Consider the following 21,104-nt stretch of genomic DNA (forward strand, 5'->3'; position numbering starts at 1 on the left):
GTAATCGGTTACAAGGATTATTGTAATGGCTTACACAATATTTTGCAACACATTAAATATAAAATGTTGTATTTTGCAACAAAATAAAAAAGCAAGCTGAACAGTTATTGTTTCAGCTTGCGCCATAAAGTAGATCGATTAATCCCTAACCGCTCTGCAACTCTTGTTTGATTATGATTTTCTTCTTCCATAATATGCTCAATAATTCTTTTTTCTATTGTTTCCAATGTTCCAGAAAGAAATTCCTTATCCACTGTATTTGCTTCTTCTATTTGCTCCTCGACATATTGCTGGAGTAGTTTTTTCCCTAGAACATATCCCTTTTCTTCTAAAACAGCTGTGTGAAGAATCGATCGAAGCTGTGCGACATTTCCTGGCCAGGAATATTCCTCTAGCAGTTCCATCGCATCTTCTTTCATTTTAATAACTGATGTTCCAATTTGACCGTGAAAAGCAGCGATAAAATAAGTTGTTAACGGTCTAATGTCGTCTTTACGGTCTTTTAGAGATGGGATTTGTACTCGTACTAGATCATTGTCGTAGATGAGAGAATGAGGAATTTCCTCTTCCTTTGTAAGAGACAGGACAATTGTTAGGTTTTCCGTTTTTAACTTTTCCAAAATAGTCGTTAGCTTTTTCATCTCTTTTGGTGATAAAACTTCTATTTCATTTATATAAAGTGTCTGTATATCAAAATCTATTTTATGTTCAAGCAGTAACAGATTTTCAGCCGTTATACTTGCATAAAGTCCCTGACCGTTGTTTTTCTTATAATGAATATACTGTGAGAGAAGCTTCTTTCCTGTTCCTTCACTCCCTATAAGAAGCCATTGATCATGATTTACATTTTTTTCAACGAGATTCATGCACCTTTTCATGGCTTGACTGTTTGAAATGATCATCGGCTGCTGTGAAATGGTTTCAACATGAATGTTTTGTTGATGAGCATTTTGTGTAGTGACCAAAGAGTACTGAAATAAATAATATTCTTGAGCTTCGATCACTTTTCTTTTTACAGATTGTTTTACCATTTGCTGCTCACTTGTTGTGAAGATACTTACATCATTATTTGGGTTATTTTTTCCCTGAATGTATTCATGTAGTTTGCTTAGTGGAAGTGGGCACTCGTCAAAATCAGTCCAATGCTGATAAGCCATGTTACCATTACGTGATAGGACGATGATGTTTGAGGATGCTTCCTCTAAAAGTGAACGAAGCAAGGTAATCTCCTGCTGCTGTCTTTGATGCAGACGATAAATAGACTTTGCCTTATGAAACGCCTCAAAAATTGCTTCCCGACCGGACTGAATCAGGATCCCTTCCAAATTATGCTTTGTCGCCGCATCCATGGTAATAACATCACCCATGATAAGCTCATAACCCTCTTGCTTAAGGTTTTCAACCAGTCCATCTACTTCTTTCGCCTTTTCCACGGTGAACACATCAATTGGGATCTCAAGTAAGTCCGTAATCGCCTTTGCTCCTAGGGTTATATTCGAAAAGCCAACTATTGCTTTTTTACCTGGAAAATCATTCGCGAGCGTCAGCACCCTAAGCATGTCATAGCCTGACACATGAATATCGATGACCGGGATATTCACCACATCTTCAATTAGCTTGGACGTACCACCACGGCTGATGATCACATCAAAGCCTTCATCCTCCGCTTCCTTCGCAACCGGAATGGCCTCTTGAAGATTCGCAACCTTCATATATAGATCAAGCTGTTGTTCCTCCTGGCGACAGTCTTCTATTAAATGAGTCATTGCCTGATAAGGCGCAATAACTAACGTTTTAATTCTCATTTGATTTGATCACACCTGTTTTCGTAATTGGGTGGGACGGGGGGACAGGTCCCTTGTCCCCGCCTTCTTTTAAAGTTGGACCTATGTATGTTTTAATACCCGTTACTTTAATTTACTTTCTCTTCCTCTTACACTCTAACTCATTACCATCAAGTGGGTCAATGAACCTGTCCCTCTGTCCCAAAGTACTTAGGTATTCAGCAATTCATCCTTCTATCTATCTTTCAGCATCCTGTTTATCATCTCAATATCAAACTCTTCATACCCCTGCATTATCCCCCAATGAACTGTATGTTTATAATCCTGATGCTCTGGATTTGCTAGAATGGAGAGGAATTCTGTGTAACCAAGAACCCCACCTACATCATCCGGCGGAGCGTTTCCTTCTCCGTCTATGCATTGTGGGTGATAGTCATAATACTCATTTATTACCTTTTCAACTTCAATTTCGTGCTTCCAATCATCGCCAAAATCATAAGTGTATGTCAAAGTTTTATATTCAGGCATATACTCTGATAGCTTTATACCTTTTTCAAGCTTCATTTCGGTTTGTTTTGGATAAGCTAAGGCTTCTTCATCACTTACTAGATTGATCATTGGTTCTGTGTCATCGTTGTAAATAACAAATTCATGAAGGTGATAATTTTTCCATCCAAATGTTGATTGAAGAATTTTATGTAACTCATGAAATGTCCGATTGACTGGGACGATGATTCGACGCCAAACTTGGTGATCTTCCAGCTTTAGTACCACTTTTAGTTGTACTGCCTTCGTCTCAAAAATAGGCTGACCTGCAAATATCACAAGTTGTTTATACATCTCTTCATTCGGATAAATATATTTATTTTTTCCGTCACCAACTAAACTCCGGCTAACACGTTTACTTAACTCTGAATTAATGACAGATTCTTGATTCAAGTAGTCCAGAAAATAGTATGTTGTTTCACATGCCTTGTTCAATCTTGCCACCGAAGTGCGGTCCTTCGTTTTCGTATAGGTGAAATCCATCGATAGAGTTAGAAACTGCTCAATTACTTCTTTTTTAACTCCTTCAGCTTCAAATGTTTCGCGGATCGCATGCAAAATGAGCTGATCAAGACTTTTATAACCCTTTGCCTTTAGGCCATGCAAAACAATGACATACCTAGAAAGATCATGAATGAGTACAACCGTTTTTCTACGATTTACAAGAATAATATGGGCATGCCATGAGAAAAGTGGATTCTGCTCTTCGATTGGCTCGTGAGGCTTTATTTTAAGTTGCTCTAACAGTTTTTTTGTACATTGAATGAGCATATTCGCAAAATTTCCTAACCTGAATATTTTGATAGATACTTTATTATAAATGAACCTGAAGAGAAATAAATAGTAGGAGGTTCTTCAGAATAATCCGTCATAACTCGTCTTCAACCTAGTGGGACGAGGAACCTGTCCCCGTGACCCAGTCATGTAATTCCCAAAAGAGTTTGCTTTTGTTTTCTTGGCGTAGTTTTAGGGTGAAGGTTTCGTGTAGGATTCGGTAGAAATAACCTTCGAATGTGGTGTGAATTTTTCCTCTCTTTTTCGCAAAGACTGTTTGTTTGAAGGCGCTGATGATGCATTCCATAAAGTCTTCGATTGTTTTGCCGTGATCGAATTTGTTATAAACGATCATGACCCGGTTCCATAGGTTATATATATCGATAGCGTTAAAGAATGGTTGTGCGGTTTTTTTGAATTCTTCCGGGATGGATTCTGGTAGATAGCTGGAGTCTAATTCTTGCAGTGATGGTTCACATGCTTCTCTTACGTTAGTTCGTTCTTTTATTTTTTTCTCACAGAGTGAGCTTTGTTTATTCTCTGTTTTATTAGGAGTGACAGGTGCAGTGACATCTTGGGGTGACATAGTAGTTTTCATAGAATCGATGGATTCAAAGGTCTGAATAATTAAAAGGTTTACTCCCTGTTTTCCATTCATTCTTGCGGTTGCAACCTTTTTAATGACCCCTCGCTCTTCTAACAATTTTACAGCACGAATGACCGTACGTTTACTCAAGCCTACTTGCTCAGCAATGTAATCATATTTGGCAAAGGACACTCCGACAACTTTGACAGAATGCTTCCAGATGAGATGAAAAACAGCTAGAGTTCCCTCTGATAATTCAGCCTTATGCTTATATAAAAATCCACGAACAGACTTGTCCATTTCTTCAATTGTTGTAAATGATTGATATTTTTGGATTGTCTCATAATTTAGTTTTTCCACGTTTTCTCTCTCCCTATCATGTTTGATGGATGATCGACATTTTGTCTTCCACCGGTTATATAGGGATTTTTTTAGATAGAGTAGCGTTAAAACTAAATATTTTTTAAATTTTTTTGGTACAGGGGGACAGGTTCATCGTCCCAGTTCCCACTCTCCATGTGTTCATCATATACATGTTATTCATATAAGGATTTATTCCCTTTCAAAATGGAACAAAGAACCTGTCCCTCTGTCCCAACCAAGGACCCCCGTCCCTGTTATTCCATCCCTAGGTCGACTAGGTAGGCAGTTGGGTTTTTATCGTTTTGTAGGTCTACGATGACATTTGTAAATCCAGCTGTTCCAACGAAGGTTCCTGTGAAATTTAATCCTAATATTACAAAGTTTTCATTAAAGTAGTTTATATTTGAAGTACTTACACCGTTTGTTTCTAATTCTAATTTTTTGGCAATTGTATCAAAGTCCAATACAAATTCAGCTTCATACGTATCGTTATCATTAGCATAATTCTCAATTGATTGTATTTGTTGTGTACCATCAGTCAGATCAGGTTTCTTGCCATTAATGTATACATATTGTCCATCTTTACTTAAAAGGTCATCTTCTTTTATAGTAATAATTTGATTCTTTTGTGTGTCTACAATTGTATCGCCAAAGAGATAAGAATATTTACCTTCAGAATCCACTTTTGGAAAAACCTCTAAATAGTTATCTAATTCACCTGATTCCAATGTTTTCTGTAAATCATTAAAATGTAAACTACTAACAACATAATCAGATAAATCTCGCCTTACAAACAGCCCTAAATAAAGGCTACCTCCTTCTTCAACTTCAATACTAGTATCTTCAATTTCTAAGGCAAATAATTCTTCATTCACTGCGCTCAAATTAAAGATAAGTCTATCGGAGTCTTTTACATTTAACTCCCTCATAATTTCGGATAATTGTAGAATCATCTCACCTGAATTTGTTTCGATTTTCAAATGGTTATTTTCCTGCATTGTAACTAAAGGAAGATTATATTCTTGTGGTTTATCAATTGATTGATTTATTGTTTTACCAGCATTTTCGCCAAATGTTAAAGTAGTAAACGTTGATTTCGGATCTTCTTTATCCAACAGAGGTTCAATATATGACGTCAATTGATTTTCACTATATTTATAGTAATTTATTGTTTTTTCATCACTACTTACACTCTCAATTGTGTTGATAAAAATGTCGTCTTTTTCCTGTAGTAATATACCTCTGTTTGTCGTCATCTTAAAGTGTATAAATTCGGTTAAAGCTTGACTGTTTTCTGTAGGAAAACCTATTTTATAAGCAACTTCACTTTGTTCAGTCATATCCTGTACACATCCAAAAAGCAATAGCAAAGACAAAAGAATAAGACTTATTTTAGTGAACTTTCTTTTCACGATTATCATGCTCCTACTGGAAGAGGGGGACAGGTCAATCGCCCCTGTTCCCCTCTTCATACTTATATATTTATTCATAGAAGGAGATCTATTCACTTTCCAAAATGGACCAAGGAACCTGTCCCTCCGTCCCAGCCAAGGACCTCCGTCCCTGTTATTCCATCCCTAGGTCGACTAGGTAGGCGGTTGGATTTTGCTTGTTTTGTAGGTCGTCGATGACGTTTGCTCCGCCGCCTTCACCGATTGTTTTTCCTCTGTAGAGTAGGTGCAGAACGATATAATCTTCATTAAAGTAGTTTGTTTTGGCTATACTAATCTTATTCGTTTCAAAATCCATCTTCTCTGAAATTCTGTCAAAATCAATATCAAATTGTTCTTCATAGATGTCGTTCCCTTTTGCATAATTCTCTATTGTTTGAATTCGCTGTCCTCCGTCAGAAAGCTCTTCGGCTGCACCGTTCAGATAGACAAATTTACCATCTTCACTTAATAAGTCATTATCTTTTATTTCTGTTATTTTATTTGTCGCTACATCCAGAATAGAAATATTGTTAAAAAGACTCTTATAATCCCTTTCTCCTGGAAAAATAGCATAAAACGGCTTAAGTACATTTGAATTGATAATCTCTTGAGTTTCTTCATATTTTAATTGTGTAATCGTAAAATCAGACAAATCCCGTTTTATAAAGAGATAATATAACTCTCTTAAACGACTTCCTTTAGCTGTATCTGCAAGTACAATTACGATATTATCTTCATTCACCGCTTCAATATTCATAATAAACTCAGTTGTACCTGTAATACCATATTGGTTCATTTCATTATTCAAATCGATTATTCTTTGATTCCCTGTTGTTTTTATCTCCAATTGATTATTGTCTTTCATGACTATAGAAGGAAGGGAAAACTTTTCATAATTTTCTAATGGAGTTCGTAATTTTTCCAAACTATTGCTTTGTTTCAATGGATTCAATGATACATTCAGCTCTTCCGTTTGAAGTAGTGGTTTATAATAGTCTTTTAGCTGCTCTTCAGTAAATTGATAGTAAATAACCGATGATTCTTCTGCACTTCTATTTCCATCAGAAAAAATCAAGTTTCCGTCTTCATCCACTAACTTTCGATCAAAACTGTCACTAAGAACATGCTGCATAAATGTTGATAAAGCAGAGCTAGCTTCTTGAGGAAAACCCTTTTGATATGTTGTCTCATATTTTTCTTCAGGTGATGATGAAGAATCTTGATTTGTCATATTATCTTCTCCACAACCAGAAAGAAGCAACAATAGTACCAAGAAAAAACTAAGTGTCTTACTATGTGTTTTCAAGATTATCATGCTCCTAAATGGAACAGGGGGACAGGTCCATTGTCCCTGCCCCACTCTCCATGTGTTCATAATATACAAATTATTCATATAAGGATTTATTCCCTTTCAAAATGGACCAAGGAACCTGTCCCTCTGTCCCAGCCCTCAACTCTGTTATTCAATACCCAAGTCGACTAGGTAAGCTGTTGGGTTTTTCTTGTTTTGCAGGTCGACAATGACGTTTGTTACGCCGCCGTCGCCGATTGTTTTTCCTTTGTAGAGCAGGCGCAGAACAATATAATCTTCGTTAAAATAGTTCGTTCTGGCTATACTGATTTTATTTGTTTCAAAGTTCAATTGCTTTGAAATTGTGTCGAAGTCAAGTTCGAATTGTTCTTCATAGATGTCGTTTCCTTCTGCATAGTTTTCAATCGTTTGAATTCGCTGTACTCCGTCTGAAAGTTCTTCGGCAGCACCTTTTAAGTAGACGAATTTTCCATCTTCACTTAATAAGTCATTATCTTTTATTTCTGTTATTTTATTTGTCTCGACATTTAAGATCGTAATTTTGTCTAAACCACTTCGATAATTCCCATCACCTGGAAAGAGATCATAATAAGGTTTTAGTTTATTTGTGTCAAAGACTTCTTGAGTTTCTTTATATTTAAATTGAGTAATTGTAAAATCAGATAATGCCTGATCAACAAATAGGTAATACAGTTCGTTTAAATCTCCTATTTTGGAGACATCTTCTAATACAAAAACGATATTATTTTTATTTATCGCTTCTATATTCAAAATAAATTTAGTAGCACTAGAAACCCCGTAATCCTTCATTGCTTCGTTTAAATCAATTGTTCTCTGATTCTCCGTTGTTTTGATTTCCAATTGATTATTGTCTTTCATTGTCACCGATGGAAGGGAATACTGATCAGTGTCATTTACTGGAGAACGCAGCTTCGATATACTATCAGTCTGTTTTAAATCATACAGCATCATATTCGGGTCATCGGTTTGAAACAAAGGTTCATAATAGCCTTTTAACTGTTCTTCTGTAAATTGATAATAGGTAACAGAAGTTTGATCTTCATTCCCATTACTATCCGAAAAAACCAATGTGCCGTCCTGATTCAATAATTCTCGGTCAGAACTACCATTTATATAATTCTGAATAAATTTGCTTAGAGCAGGACTTGCCTCTATAGGGAAGCCTTCTTTATAAGTTGTTTCATATGTTTCGGTTTCAGCAGAGGACTCTTGATTTGTCATATTATCTTCTCCACAACCAGAAAGAAGCAACAATAGTACTAAGAAAAAACTAAGTGTTTTACTATGAGTTTTCACGATTATCATGCTCCTATTCTCTTTGTTTATCATTTACTTCTTTTATCAATTCGATATAATCCGAATCTTCTATTTCGTAAATATGTGCTGGGTCCGTTACACCTGAGCCTTTATCAATTTCAAATTGTGGTCTCTCATCGATTAATTCACCTAATATTTCACCATTTTGACTCTTAACGGAAACTGTGTCATCACTGCTAGTCTTGTAATCAGTTGGTGGCTGGTAATAATAAGGAGAATAACTAACCATCTGTTCTGTTCGGTATCCGGCAGAAGCCGTAATATCCATTTCCAATAGTTTACGATATACTTCCGGGTTCGCTGATTTCAAATGATGAATATCATCCGTCATAGTTTCACTTCTCATATCTGTATAAGCATTACTATAAAGCTTATCTTCATTATCATTTTGATTATCAAGATTAAAGTCTAAATAATCACTCGTATTTTTCGGATCCTGCCCAATTTTTTCAGCAATCCAGCGAGCACTATCTGCTAAAGTCCCTAACATATTCGTATCATACGGTGTTCCAATCGTTGTAATACTACGAACATGATCAGGATAGTCCATTGCAAACTGGAGTGATCTTCTTCCGCCATAACTGTGAGCAAACATATCGATTTTAGCTGTCTCATTAATGAGACCCATTTCATTTAGTTTTTCTCCTAAGTCATCACTTGTCTCCTGGCGGTGTTCATTTTTCTGCTCAGTATCATAGACAATATGAACGCGAGCATTTTTGTTCATAAATTGTTCGCTTTGCTGCAATTCATCGAAAGTTTCTACTTCTTCTCTTACTAACTTTCCATTACGTTCCTTTCTAACAATAAAGTATTCTATTTTACCGCTTCTATTCATACGTACAATGATATCTCCGCTTTGTGCTCCTTCAGTCGCACCTGTTAGATAATCATCTGATGTCGACTCAATCCCATGCACATAAACCGAAACATTATTAAACCCTGAAAAATCCCCATTCACATTATTTTCTGCATTATAAAGAATACGAATATCCGTTAATGCAGAACGCACAGGCGATCGATACAAACGGACTGCATTTTCAAACTCAAGTTCAATGTCATCCAAATCGTATTTCAAACTGTTATAGTTCATGATGATGTCATTAATATCCATACTCATGCTTTGGATTCTCATAAATTCAGTACCCGACTCATCATCCTCAGGATCATACTTTCTCCATGCCTCTTCCAAACAAGTTTGCAAATCACTAATCCAGCCATCGACCGTACTTTTCGTAGCTGAAATATCCAATGTAATCATACTGCCGCCAACAGATGCTGAAAGTCCAAAAACAACACTTACATTGCTGCTAAATTTTTCATAAAGAAGTTGTGACCCGGCATCAGTCAAAATTCCATTAGCCGTTGTTTCATGTCCTTTTATAATCGCTGCAACTTCCGGATGTCTGCCATACACGTCAAACCCTCCTTTACTTTACCAGTTGTCTTGAAATCAAGTTATCAACTCGCTGCAGTTCCTCAGTTAATAACCTCGCACTTTTTAACAAGTCTTCCAATCTATTTCTTGCATTTCCCACAATAGAAAAGATCTCCTGCTTCGCCTCCGGCCAAATATCCGCAACATCTCCCCAAGGAAATTCTGTATCAAACATGACATGATCTAGTAACGTATGAAAATCTCCCAGCACTTCATCAAGCGCAACCATGTTTCCTTCAAAACGATCTGTTGCCTGCTTCATTGATTCAGGAGTCAGCTTTACCTCATCTTCAATTCTGCTTGTTGAGAAAGTATAATTGATTTCAGCCCGGCTACTCGATGCAGCTGGTCCTCCAGTTGATTCATCAACTGCTTCCACCGCTTTAACAAAGTTCAAGACTGTATCTGCAAAATACAATAAACTGCTGCTGGCCTTGCTAAAAAACGCCAGATTATTCACCATTTTTTCTTGAAGACTTATCGCAGCCTTTCCAGTATGACGATCTAACTCTTGTTTAAATGTAGACATATGCTCCAGCAATAAACTAAATTTTCCTTCTAATTCTATAATGAGCAAATGAGTTTTCCCCGGTAAATCCTTATTAAATCGAATTGTCCCCATGATCATCATCCTCACGTTTTTCCGCTTCTGCTAACAAAGCATCCAACTGCATTTCCTTTTCATCGACATATCCGTAATGATACACAACATGAATATCTTGATGATTAAATAAAATAAATTGTTCTTTTGCATCCGTAAATCCGTTCGGATAATTCACAGCCGCATAGTCCCTGATCACTTGATTTGTTTCTGAAAATAATTGTCTACCTATAATTAATAACCGTCTTGAGTCATCATGCAGCCCTACAACACTTCCAACTGGAAGATAATGTTTGGAAAAAATCACTTGAGATCGCTCCTTATGTTAAAATGGAAAATTATGATTAACGATTTATTTCCTAATTTTAGTAATAAGTACACACTTATTCATCTTACATGACGAACTGATCAGGATAAATAGTTAAAAAATCACCTTTTTTTATTTATTTAGACTGAAAAAGTACTATACAATCAGATTCTTTAATATGTAAAAAATGAAACCTTACATAATGAATTACCGTATTTAGAATAAAGATTTTATGAAAAGTTTGGGGGAATTGATGTGGAATGGTTATTCCTGGGCGCTGTTGTGATTTTATTGATTATCTTTATACGCAAAAAGCGCTCTTTTAAATTCGGTCTATCTCCAGGAACTTTGGAAATAAGGCCAATAAAAGGGTTAAAAAAGCTGAGTGATGACCTCGAGAAATCCCTTGGTAACAGTTATATGGAAAATGTAGAAGATAGGGTACATCGAGAAAATAGACTAAAAGAAAATGAGTACAAGTGGCGCCTTCAGGATTTAAAACGTTATTTTATTTTGACTTCACTTTTAAAGGAAGCTCCCATGTTTAGCGACAAAGTCGATGAACTGTGGCATCAGATGCTCATGTTTACCCGTGAGTATGATGAGTTTTCAAAGAAATTCTTAGGAACGACTCTACATCACAGTCCAAATGTAAAAGTAGAGCCTGACCCTGATTTGCGGGGATTTTTCGATTGGATCTATGCTGAGCTTTTTTTCATTCGAAAAGAGAATATCCATCTTTATCAGGGATTTTTCAGGCATCCTGTGCATCCAGATATCATAGATGATTTTAAATATTTATCGGAAAATGAACTGATAGATTTATATTTTAAAAGTGATAGCCATTATATGAATACAGTGCTCGGACTGGTCTCTTCCATGAAAAAAACGGCTAATAAGATAAAAGATCATGAAAAAAGAGTAATCCACGACAAAATGAGAAAATGCAAAAGTGAGCAAAATTTCAACAAAATGATCGTTCCTGTCTTATCTGTTTCTTATTTTCATTTTGATGAGTTTTCAAGTTACATGAAAATCAGCAAAAAAAGTACATCAAGTTGTACAAGTTGCGGGACTGCTAGTTGTAGTACAAGTTCATGTAGTTCTTGTTCGTCCGGGGGGAGTTCCTGCTCAAGTTGTGGTGGGGGTGGCGGGGATTGATTCTGGATGATAAAAAGAGAAGTGCCTGTGACACTTCTCCTTAAAACTCTATGGTCAGGGTGATGGTTTAATCGTTCTTTCGAAAAATCGGGACAAGGGACCTGTCCCCCTGTACCAAATTAGATGTTAAATTTCTTCATTAGGTTTTGTAAGTCGTCTGCTAGTGTTGCGAGTGATTGGGAAGAGGCTGAGATTTCTTCCATTGATGCCAGCTGTTCCTCGGTTGCGGCTGAGATGTTTTGTGTGATGGATGCTGATTCTTTGGCCACTTCGCTTACTTCGTTGATCGAGCTTGTGACGTGCTCTGTACCTGCAGTGAGGTCTTTTACCGCTTTTGAAATGTCTTCAATTTGTGAAACAACATTGTTTACGGCGATATCAATTTTTTGGAATGAGCTGCCTGCTGTGTTGACAACTTTAATACCTGAATTCACTTCTTCGGATGCTTTATTCATTGTGTTTAGTGTGTTTTCGGCATCTTTTTGGATTAATGAAATTAAGTTTGAGATTTGTTCAGTTGATTTATTTGATTCTTCCGCAAGCTTTCTTACCTCATCAGCTACAACCGCAAAGCCTTTTCCATGTTCTCCTGCTCTGGCTGCTTCGATTGCTGCATTTAAAGCTAATAGGTTTGTTTGTGCTGAAATTCCTGAAATGACGTTGGAAATCTGTCCAATTTCAGATGTCCGTTCATCCAGGCTTTTTACTGCTTGAGATAAGCTTGTTACGTTATTGTAAATGGAATCCATCTGCTTATTTACTTGCTCGATTGCCTGGTTTCCATCTTGAGACATTTTTGAAGCATGTAACACATCGTTAGTTATTTTTTCTGTATTATCAAAAATAGATTTTGTATGATCCATGATGTCGTTCATCACTTCAGAGCTTTTATCGACATTTTGAACCTGTACATCTGAACCGGATGCTAATTCTTGAATAGTGATCGTGACATGCTCACTTGCCTTGGTGCTTTGTTCAGCACTTGCGCTTAGTTCCTCAGCAGCCGATGCTACTTGCTGTGTGGAATCATTGACTGTCGCAAAAATCGATTGTAGTGTCGTTGACATTTGATTATATGAAGAAGTTAGCTCACCCATTTCATCTTTCGATTGATAGCTTCCCTTGCCTGTGAAATCTCCATTTTCCGCTTTTGAAAGCAGATTCCTCATTTCACGAATTGGTTTTACAATCATACGTGCGATGATCGTGCTAAGTACGACTAAAAGAATAAGTGCAATAATAATAATAATGAAAACAAACGCCGTTACTTGGTCTACTCTTTCTGTGTTCTCATCGTTAATTGAAGTGGCATAGTCCAAATTGTTTTGCTGCATACTCTTTAGTGTTTCATTTAATGCTTTACGATTTGGTTCAACAGATTTCAGATACAAATCATATGCATCTTCATTTTTATTCTCAAGGGCTAATTTAATGACTTGATCTCTGGTCGTATTTAATGCTTCAGCCTTCATTGTGTATTCATCAATCAACTTCACACTTTCAGGACTCAGATTTTTCTCTTTCAAGTCATTGATAATAGCATCTGCTTCTTCCCATGCGGACGTAATTTCATCACGTAATTCTATGTTTCTTTCAGGATCTTTTGTTACAAGCAGTTCAATTGTATAAGCATCACTCGCTCTTGCATTCACTCTAATTTGCATGATCGAATTAAGCGGAATGAGACTATCCTTGTACATTTCCTCCGAATCCTTTGCCATTGAATTAATATAATGCAATCCCATATAGCCAACTGTACCGAGAGATAATGCACTGACTATGATGATGATCAGCAGCTTTTTCATCATTTTTAGGTTTCTTAATAGCTTCACTTCATGATCTCCTTCTGTTTTCAATTTCGTTTTTCTATCCATAAATAATATCGGTTTCAAAAGGAGGTTGTTGAGGTAAAAACGACTTTTTATCGCTTACCAATTTAAGGGACTGGTTGGAACAGGGGGACAGGTTCATTGTCCCTGCCCCTACTGTCTGAATTTGTAGAAAAATGTCGAATAACTAATTAGGATTTATGCTATTATTGAATTATCTTTTTAATATTGGATGTGGAAAAATGAAAGTTGGGAATATGGTCTGGTTATTGGCCATTATTATTCTTTTAGCTATCAATATAACGATATACATTACTGTTCCATCCTGGCAAAACGGTGTTCCTCTCTCGCTACTATCTTTTTCTTTCCTATTTCCTACTTGGATGTACTACAAAGAAAATAATCAGCTAACTATAAAAAACGAAGAATCGAAATCACGCTATGATGAACTACTAAAACAAAAGGAACAGTCGGAGAAAAAAGCAACTCAACTAGGGAAGTTTATACAGGAAATTCCTGTTCCTTTATTTTCAATAAATATGAAGAAAGCTCAATGTTTTTTTTCTGATAGTCTTAAAGAGCTATTGAATTTGACTAGCAGCATTTCAGAACTTAGTCACTTGGAAGAAAAAGTTCATCCGAAAGATAAACAACAATTTTTGAAGGATAAGAAAGCTTGGTTGTCAGGCTATCCATCTATTTCTAGGTTACGACTTCAGAGAGACAGCAATCACCTTCTATGGGTTGAAATAAGAACAAAGATTAGTGTTAATCCTTCTGGAAAAGTAGATTCCATTTCTGGAATCGTTATAGATATTACAAAACAAATAGAAACAGAAGAAAACTTAAAGCAAATGGCTTATTATGATTCTTTAACCAATTTACCAAACAGAATCATGCTACGAAGTCATTTGAAAAAAGTTATATCCAGAGCCAAAAGAAAAGAACATGATATTACGATTATGTTCTTAGATTTAGATGGTTTTAAAAATATCAATGATACTCTGGGACATGATACTGGAGATGCGCTTCTTAAAGAAGTAGCAAATCGTTTAAATAGTGGTGTAAGGGAAGAAGACCTCATTTCACGGATAGGTGGAGATGAATTTATCATCGTCATCGAAGAGACTCATAAAGAAGAAGTAAAAATGATAGCAGAACGGATTTTGACTAACACGGCTAAACCGTACTTACTAAATGGTCAAATAGTATCTGTAACACCAAGTATTGGAATTTCTACTTATCCGGATGATGGTCATGATATTGAAAACTTAATTAAAAATGCAGATAAGGCAATGTACTTAGCAAAAGATAGAGGGAAAGCTAATTTTCAATTTTATACTGATAAACTTGAGGCATACCGGCCAAAAGAATCTTTAGTTGAAAAGGTTCTGAAGATATTTCAGAAATGAGAAAGCACTTTATAAGGGCTTATCCTTACGATTGAGAACAATTGAATATCATAAAAAAAACAGACTGCTTAAGCAGCCTGCTATTCTTACTCAATTCATTTAGATAAGTAACCATCTTAGAATTCCATCAATAACTTCAGCGGCAATGATGATTAACATGATAAATAAGACAATTAGAATAGAGTTAATACTGTAGTCATATTTATCAGCACTCATTTTCACACCCCTTTATTTAAAAATGATTCACTCCAATAAGAGAGGTAAGGTATTTTTCTATATACTCTCTTTCATTTTTATATTACATGCAGAAATAATAATGTTTGAAACTGGCAAACTACCAGTTTTGTCTTTAATAAAATAGTTGTTTTATAGGAAAGAAAGATAAAAGCGGAGAGACAATAACAGAAGAACATATAGAAGTGGAAAAACGTCCCAAAGTAAAGAAATTATTAGATTGGGCGAAAGAAATTCTGGAGGATCTTAAATATCGAACAAAAAAGAAACAATTCACATAAGCTTAAATTCACCCTAAAACCCGAAACACCCTCCTTTCCTTTCTTAAAGCCAGGGCGTTTCCTTTATGCAATGTATGACGGGAATAATATAATGAAAAAGAGAAGTGCGCTAACACTTCTCCCTGCAACCTCTACAGTTAGGGTGGTGGTTGTGAAATAAAGATTACTTTCTTTGACAACCATCCTTTTGCTTCCTACGGCGTCGGGTGGTTTTCTTGTATTCTAATATGTTCTTCCGAAAGAAAGAGGCACCTAATTCACACACAATCCCCTTCAGTACTTCTTTTAGAAATTCAAGAAATGATCCGGAAAGAAGAATTACAACCAACCACCCTTACAATATTTAGTTGCGTCTCTATATTATTACGTTACTCTCCGCTATTATCCTAACATTCTTCGACAAATTCTGAGCTTGCCCGTGATCATCTCTTCTATTGAGAAACTGGACCAGTGAACCTGTCCCTCTGTCCCTAATACCCAACAAACAATTCCAATAATTCTTTTGCACTATATACTTCTTGATTTGGTTTAAAGGCAGCGTTTTCGGGTAATTTTCTTTTACGGTGATTCATCCAGATTGCCTGCCAGCCAACTTGTTTTGCTCCGATGATATCTTTTTCAAAAGAGTCTCCGATATAAACTGTTTTGGTTTTATCAAGTCCTAGTTTTTCTTCCATGATTTCAAAGATTTCCCGCTTTGGTTTTGCGTATCCATGTGTGCCGGATATAAAGATGTTTTCTGCAGGAATCCACTTGGTTAGCTTTAACTGTTCAATCTTTTTCGACTGGTGCTTTTCTTCTCCATTTGTCAGAATTGCCAGCTGCTTTCCTTCCTTGTGAAGGGCTTCTAGTAATTCTTCTATTTCATCAAATAGGATGATTTTTTGTTGTTCCTCGACATAAAGGTGATGAAATGCTTCGGCTTTTTCTATATCTATTGGGATTTCAAACTCATTGCATGCTTTGATAATCCGCCCAGTCTGCCATTCAAATTGAGTGATTTCTCCGGCTTCACTTTGATCAAATAGAATTTCACTGTACTTGCGGCTCACTCGATAGATTTGATCAATCTCTTTATCTGTAAACGGTCCTTCAAACATGGTTCGAAATGTCTGATGAAAGGAACGTGCTTGGTCATATAATGTATCATCTACATCAAAGATAATTGTGTCCATTTTGATAGCCTCCTTAACCTCTTCTCTCATCATAACACGAAACATAGGGTGAATTTATATGAATAAAATAGAGCCAACAAGTATTGTTGACTCTAGATAACTTCTTTTATTTATCAAATTTAACAAACAAGAATACAATGAAAAGATAAAAAAGCAGTAAACCTGGAATAACAAAAAAAGCTTGCGTTTCACCATCTAAGAGCATAGCAGATTCATCCTAGTTTTTTTGCTTAGTATTTCCAAAGCACTATTTTAAAATGTATACATTACTAAAAATCTTTAAGAAGAATTCCTCTTTTTTTAGCTGCTTCTTTTAATAGTGGTAATTCAAATTTCATTGCATGTGATAACAGTTTATAATCTATTTTCTGTTTAAAGACAGAGTAAAAATCGATGATCAATTCAGTTGGTAAGTAGTTATATGCAGAACACATTGCTCCGTACACCTTGTCCATTTTCTCCAACCAAGGAACCTGTCCTTCCGATCCTACGTTGTTACTCTCAATACCCCGGGAACTTATACTTTATTTTTTAAGGTTTATTCTATGTATAGTAAGAATATTATTAAAAGAGAAGTGCACGAACACTTCTCCCTGCACCCTCAACCGTCAGGATGGTGGTTGTCAAAGTCGATTTATTTCTTTTGAGAACCATCCTTATGCTTCCTACGGCGCGGGTGATTTCCTTTTGTTCTAATACGTTTTTTCGAAAGAAATAAGCACTTAACTTACGTACACAATCCCTTTCAAACCTCTCGTATCAATTCAAGAAATTCCAAGATTATCACCTCCTTTCCTTTAAGGAAAGAAGAATAACAACCAACCACCCTCACAATATTCAGTTGCAACCTTCGACAAATTTTAATTGACCCTTTTGATAATTTCTTTGAACGAGTGGGACAAGGAACCTGTCCCCCTGACCCACCCCCGACCAAGAGGAAGCGATCCCTGACCCTATTTTAATTCCTCAACCAACTGAGTTAGTAATTCGGCATTTTCTTTTGTTATTGATTTCCCGCTTTGGGCTGATAGTTGGTTTTTGTAGGCTTTTAGTTTTCCTTCCATGGCGGTTTTGTTCCCTTTTTCTGCTGATTGTTTTGCAGATGTTAGTTTTGTTGTTAGGGAGTTGGCGATCCCTTCATTGTTAACAAAGGTTTGTGTTAGTCGGCTTAGGCTGTCGAAGTCTACTGTTACTGTGAAGGTGTGTTCTACTTCGGCTTTATTTCCGGCTTTGTCTGTGGCTGAAGCGGAAATTTTGTTTTCTCCAATTTTTAATTCGTAAGCAGGTCCTTCAACAGTTGGACAATCAGCTTCTTCAACTCCTGATAATTCGTCAGTAGCCTCACATGTGATTGAGATAGTGGCATCGACTGTGTATTCTTCATTAGCGGAAAATTCTATCACAGGGCTTGTAGCATCTAATGTAATCTGTTGTTGATAGGTTTCGCTTATGTTTCCTGAGCTGTCTTTGTATTGAACAAAGACTGTTTTCTTTCCATCGCCACTAGGTAATTCCATGTTTTTAGATGTTGCGTAGTTTTCCCATTCAGTCCAATTTTCTGAATCTGTTGAGATTCTGAATTGGTTTACTCCGCTTGCGTCATCTTCAGCGTTTAGGCTAAGGCTGACGTTTCGGTTGTTTGTGTATTCTGCACCATCATTTAATGTAAAATCTCCAGTTGGCGCTGTTGTATCTTTTGGTTCCTCTTCTACGATCATAATCCAGCTAATTTGCGGGTCTGGTGCGTTTGTATTGCGAACTGTTACATCCAAAAGGCCATCAGTAATTTCAACATCATAACCTAGAACATCATAGGAATCTGTGAATGTATAGTTCTCTGTTCTGACTTCGTCGTTTATGAGGATGTTTGCTTTCCTTGAGCCTTTTGTTGATGAATACCAGCGATCATAAAGACCTGTATATACCGTATAATTACCGTTTTCTAGTTGGAACTTATAAGTAAGGTCTGTACCGTTTCCGCCAATAAGGTATCGTAATGCTGAGAAGAGATCATCACCTTCACCGCCGGCAGGTGCTGATATATCTCCTACATAGCCCCATGTTTGACCTTTGTCTGGTTCGTACATTTGGTCGATCGTGTCAATATTCACAAGTGTGTCCTGCATATAAGATGACCATGTTGTGTAGTCCTTTGTTTTTGCTCCTCCAGCATGGACAAAATATTTCACATTGTCAGGAATGACTACAATTTCTGCTCGAATCACTTTGTTTGACACTTCAGAAAGTGTACCTTCAACGACTATTGTACCAGGTGTAGAGAAATCTTCCTCATTAATATCCCATGTCACCGGTGTGTCCATTTGCTTGCCTGAATACGTCACATTAATCTCATTTGGAAGGCTTGGTACTTCATTTAGTGATACTTTTTCAGGTAATTCGGTGTTAATGGTTACTCTTCCCATTCGATTTAACGTATCCAAATTCCACTCATCATACCATTGTAAGATGATTTCATCTTCATCTCCAAATTCAATTGGAAGCCAGATATATCTTGAGTTAGTTAAATCATTTTTGTTCCAGCGGTCGCCCATATAAATATATTTACCATTTTCACGATCGACTGGGATAACATACGTACTTTGTGATCCAAATGTTGTTGAGGCTCCATCTCCAACTGATGGATCACCCATCGGCTTCCATTCTCCTAAAACAGAGTCTGCCACATGGTATCTGGCCGGATTTGGGTCCCATCCAGTTGCACCAGATGTGATTAAGTAGTATTTCCCTTCATATTTGAGCATGGCCGGTGCTTCACGGTGTCCATCGTAAATGGCACGGATAAAGTCTTTTCCATATTCTTCACCGGCGATTGCTGTGTACTCTTCATTTAGTTTTGAGATATATAACGAATAATTTTCTTCACTCGAATAGATGATATAAGCCGTACCATCATCGTCCACAAATAAGTTCATATCGCGAGCCATTCCTGTGTTTTGGACCTTGTATGGGAATCCTTCCGGCACTTTGTTTAAGCGATTGCTTTCTAAGAATTCAAAAGGTCCTGTTGGTGAATCACTGATTGCCACACCGGCTTTTGCTTTTGCATAGTTAGAATCAGAACCCTGATAAGGTCCATCTACATGCAGCCATAACACATACTTATCTGTTTTTTCGTTATAAATCACCTTTGGTCGTTCTAAAACACCTCGTGCTGTATTAATATCACTAAAAATAGCATCTTTTTCTTCAGCTGATCTATTTTTATATAATTCTTTAAAATATGGATCTGTATCTAAATCTTCACGGTTTTCAACCGCACGCATAACTACGCCTTCATCTTTCCAATTATATAAATCCTTTGATGAATAGGCATGAACACCTGTTGCAGGAAGATAGCCATTTGTTTTATCTTCTCCATACCAGTAGTATGTTTCGGTTTTCTCATCATACATCATGCCGCCGCCATGAGCCTGAATGATATTCCCATTCGTATCTAACCAAGGCTGCCCTGGTTTAAATGATTCATTTGGCGTGTTAATCATCAGTCCATCGATCCTGTCATTTAATTGTTTAATAGCCGTTCGGATCTTTTCCTGGACTGCTTTTGTTGCTACATCTAATCCATTTTCATTGATTTCTTGAATCAGTGCTTCAGCTTCCGTAATTGCAGTGTTTAACTCTTCAATTCCTTTCGGATAGTAAACATCCGTCTTTTCCGCTTCTATTTTCGCCTCAGCAATTTTGGCTTCTAAGTCAGACACTGGAATCACCACATACTTTTTTATCATAATATAGTTCACTAATGGATCATTATAGTTCGTTAATGCAGCTGAAGCTGGCCCTTGGATTTTAAGGTCTAATTCACCATCTGTTACTGCGAGTTGCTGATAGGTGAATTCTTTTTCTTCGCTATAACTGCCAATCTCATAATCACCTTGAGACAAGTTTTGTCCCTCGCCAATCAAATTGATGCTTCTCCCACTCCATGGATTTTTAAATCCTACTAAAATATCATACTCACCATCTGGTAATTCAAACTTGTATTCAATGGCTTTATCACGTGTTTGAGGACCGTTGTAATAACGTAATGTTGTCTTTTTATCTGTTTCGTTTCCATCAATCACCGAAGTTGCGGTTGTTTGGGTTACTAATCCCCATTTCTTTCCGGTCTTTGCGTCTACACCGTAGGGTTGTTCTGTTTTACTTGAATATAGCCCCATTTTGTCTGTACTTTCAACAGTGTCCGGTGTTATATCACCTGCATTTACGAAGTATAGGATATAGTCATTATTTTTTAGTTCTTCTTCTGTAAAATCGTCTTCGCTTTCTGCTGCGGAAGCTGGTGTTAGAGATAAATGGGTTCCAAGGATAATAGCAAGTGTTAAAAGAAGACAAACTATTTTTCGCATTTTGGACAAGTTGATTCCTCCTTTAATTTTTTTAATAGGTTTGGAATGAAACATAAACATTGAGAGCAGCTTTAGTCTGAGATGTAAGAAAATAAGAATTCCTAGGATGTTGGGATCTGGAGGTATGTATGATGGTTGCGAAAATGTATTAGGTAGAGGG

Annotated in this window: 15 protein-coding genes; 2 read left to right on the forward strand and 13 right to left on the reverse strand. The window is 36.6% G+C overall.

Annotated features, from left to right (window positions below):
* Positions 1-104: 104 nt before the first annotated feature.
* From BK577_RS04850 to BK577_RS04890, 9 genes are all read right to left on the reverse strand, one after another.
* Complete coding sequence (locus BK577_RS04850; RefSeq protein WP_078431909.1) at positions 105-1,805, reverse strand: sigma-54-dependent transcriptional regulator; 1,701 nt, start codon at positions 1,803-1,805, stop codon at positions 105-107.
* Between the two features lie 213 nt (positions 1,806-2,018).
* A complete protein-coding gene (locus tag BK577_RS04855) occupies positions 2,019-3,101 on the reverse strand; it encodes a plasmid pRiA4b ORF-3 family protein (RefSeq protein ID WP_078431910.1) in 1,083 nt (360 codons plus the stop codon).
* A gap of 115 nt (positions 3,102-3,216) precedes the next feature.
* Positions 3,217-4,050, reverse strand: coding sequence for a helix-turn-helix domain-containing protein (locus BK577_RS04860; RefSeq protein WP_078431911.1), 834 nt, complete (start codon positions 4,048-4,050; stop codon positions 3,217-3,219).
* 257 nt (positions 4,051-4,307) lie between these two features.
* A complete protein-coding gene (locus BK577_RS04865) occupies positions 4,308-5,465 on the reverse strand; it encodes a hypothetical protein (protein WP_139367265.1) in 1,158 nt (385 codons plus the stop codon).
* Between the two features lie 154 nt (positions 5,466-5,619).
* On the reverse strand, positions 5,620-6,717 hold the full coding sequence (locus BK577_RS04870; protein ID WP_078431913.1) for a hypothetical protein: 1,098 nt from the start codon (positions 6,715-6,717) through the stop codon (positions 5,620-5,622).
* A gap of 228 nt (positions 6,718-6,945) precedes the next feature.
* Complete coding sequence (locus BK577_RS04875; protein ID WP_078431914.1) at positions 6,946-8,040, reverse strand: hypothetical protein; 1,095 nt, start codon at positions 8,038-8,040, stop codon at positions 6,946-6,948.
* Between the two features lie 88 nt (positions 8,041-8,128).
* Positions 8,129-9,553 (reverse strand): alpha/beta fold hydrolase, encoded by a 1,425-nt coding sequence (locus BK577_RS04880; RefSeq protein WP_078431915.1) that lies wholly within the window; start codon positions 9,551-9,553, stop codon positions 8,129-8,131.
* A gap of 13 nt (positions 9,554-9,566) precedes the next feature.
* Positions 9,567-10,196 carry a hypothetical protein gene (locus BK577_RS04885; protein ID WP_078431916.1) on the reverse strand — a complete coding sequence of 210 codons (630 nt, stop codon included), beginning with the start codon at positions 10,194-10,196 and terminating at the stop codon, positions 9,567-9,569.
* Positions 10,177-10,482, reverse strand: a complete 306-nt coding sequence (locus tag BK577_RS04890) for a DUF4176 domain-containing protein (RefSeq protein ID WP_026562400.1) — start codon at positions 10,480-10,482, stop codon at positions 10,177-10,179. The genes BK577_RS04885 and BK577_RS04890 overlap by 20 nt, the downstream gene beginning before the upstream one ends.
* Positions 10,483-10,737: 255 nt before the next feature.
* Between BK577_RS04890 and BK577_RS04895 the strand changes: the two genes are divergently transcribed.
* Positions 10,738-11,643, forward strand: a complete 906-nt coding sequence (locus tag BK577_RS04895) for a glycine-rich domain-containing protein (RefSeq protein ID WP_078431917.1) — start codon at positions 10,738-10,740, stop codon at positions 11,641-11,643.
* A gap of 119 nt (positions 11,644-11,762) precedes the next feature.
* On the opposite strand, the gene BK577_RS04900 is transcribed toward BK577_RS04895, so the two are convergent.
* Complete coding sequence (locus tag BK577_RS04900; protein WP_078431918.1) at positions 11,763-13,475, reverse strand: methyl-accepting chemotaxis protein; 1,713 nt, start codon at positions 13,473-13,475, stop codon at positions 11,763-11,765.
* Between the two features lie 239 nt (positions 13,476-13,714).
* Between BK577_RS04900 and BK577_RS04905 the strand changes: the two genes are divergently transcribed.
* Positions 13,715-14,884 (forward strand): sensor domain-containing diguanylate cyclase, encoded by a 1,170-nt coding sequence (locus tag BK577_RS04905; protein WP_169908105.1) that lies wholly within the window; start codon positions 13,715-13,717, stop codon positions 14,882-14,884.
* A gap of 985 nt (positions 14,885-15,869) precedes the next feature.
* Here the strand turns inward: BK577_RS04905 and BK577_RS04910 are convergent.
* The 3 genes from BK577_RS04910 to BK577_RS04915 all read right to left on the reverse strand — a co-directional run bounded on the left by BK577_RS04910 (position 15,870) and on the right by BK577_RS04915 (position 20,944).
* Entirely contained in the window at positions 15,870-16,574 is a 705-nt protein-coding gene (locus BK577_RS04910; RefSeq protein ID WP_078431920.1) for an HAD family hydrolase, read from the reverse strand.
* Positions 16,575-16,843: 269 nt separating this feature from the next.
* Positions 16,844-17,029 (reverse strand): hypothetical protein, encoded by a 186-nt coding sequence (locus BK577_RS25705; protein ID WP_139367266.1) that lies wholly within the window; start codon positions 17,027-17,029, stop codon positions 16,844-16,846.
* A 498-nt stretch (positions 17,030-17,527) separates the two neighbouring features.
* Positions 17,528-20,944: a family 43 glycosylhydrolase gene (locus tag BK577_RS04915; protein WP_245823486.1), complete on the reverse strand. Its 3,417-nt coding sequence runs from the start codon at positions 20,942-20,944 to the stop codon at positions 17,528-17,530.
* Positions 20,945-21,104: the final 160 nt, after the last annotated feature.

The organism is Metabacillus halosaccharovorans, assembly GCF_002019635.1.
GTDB lineage: Bacteria > Bacillota > Bacilli > Bacillales > Bacillaceae > Metabacillus > Metabacillus halosaccharovorans.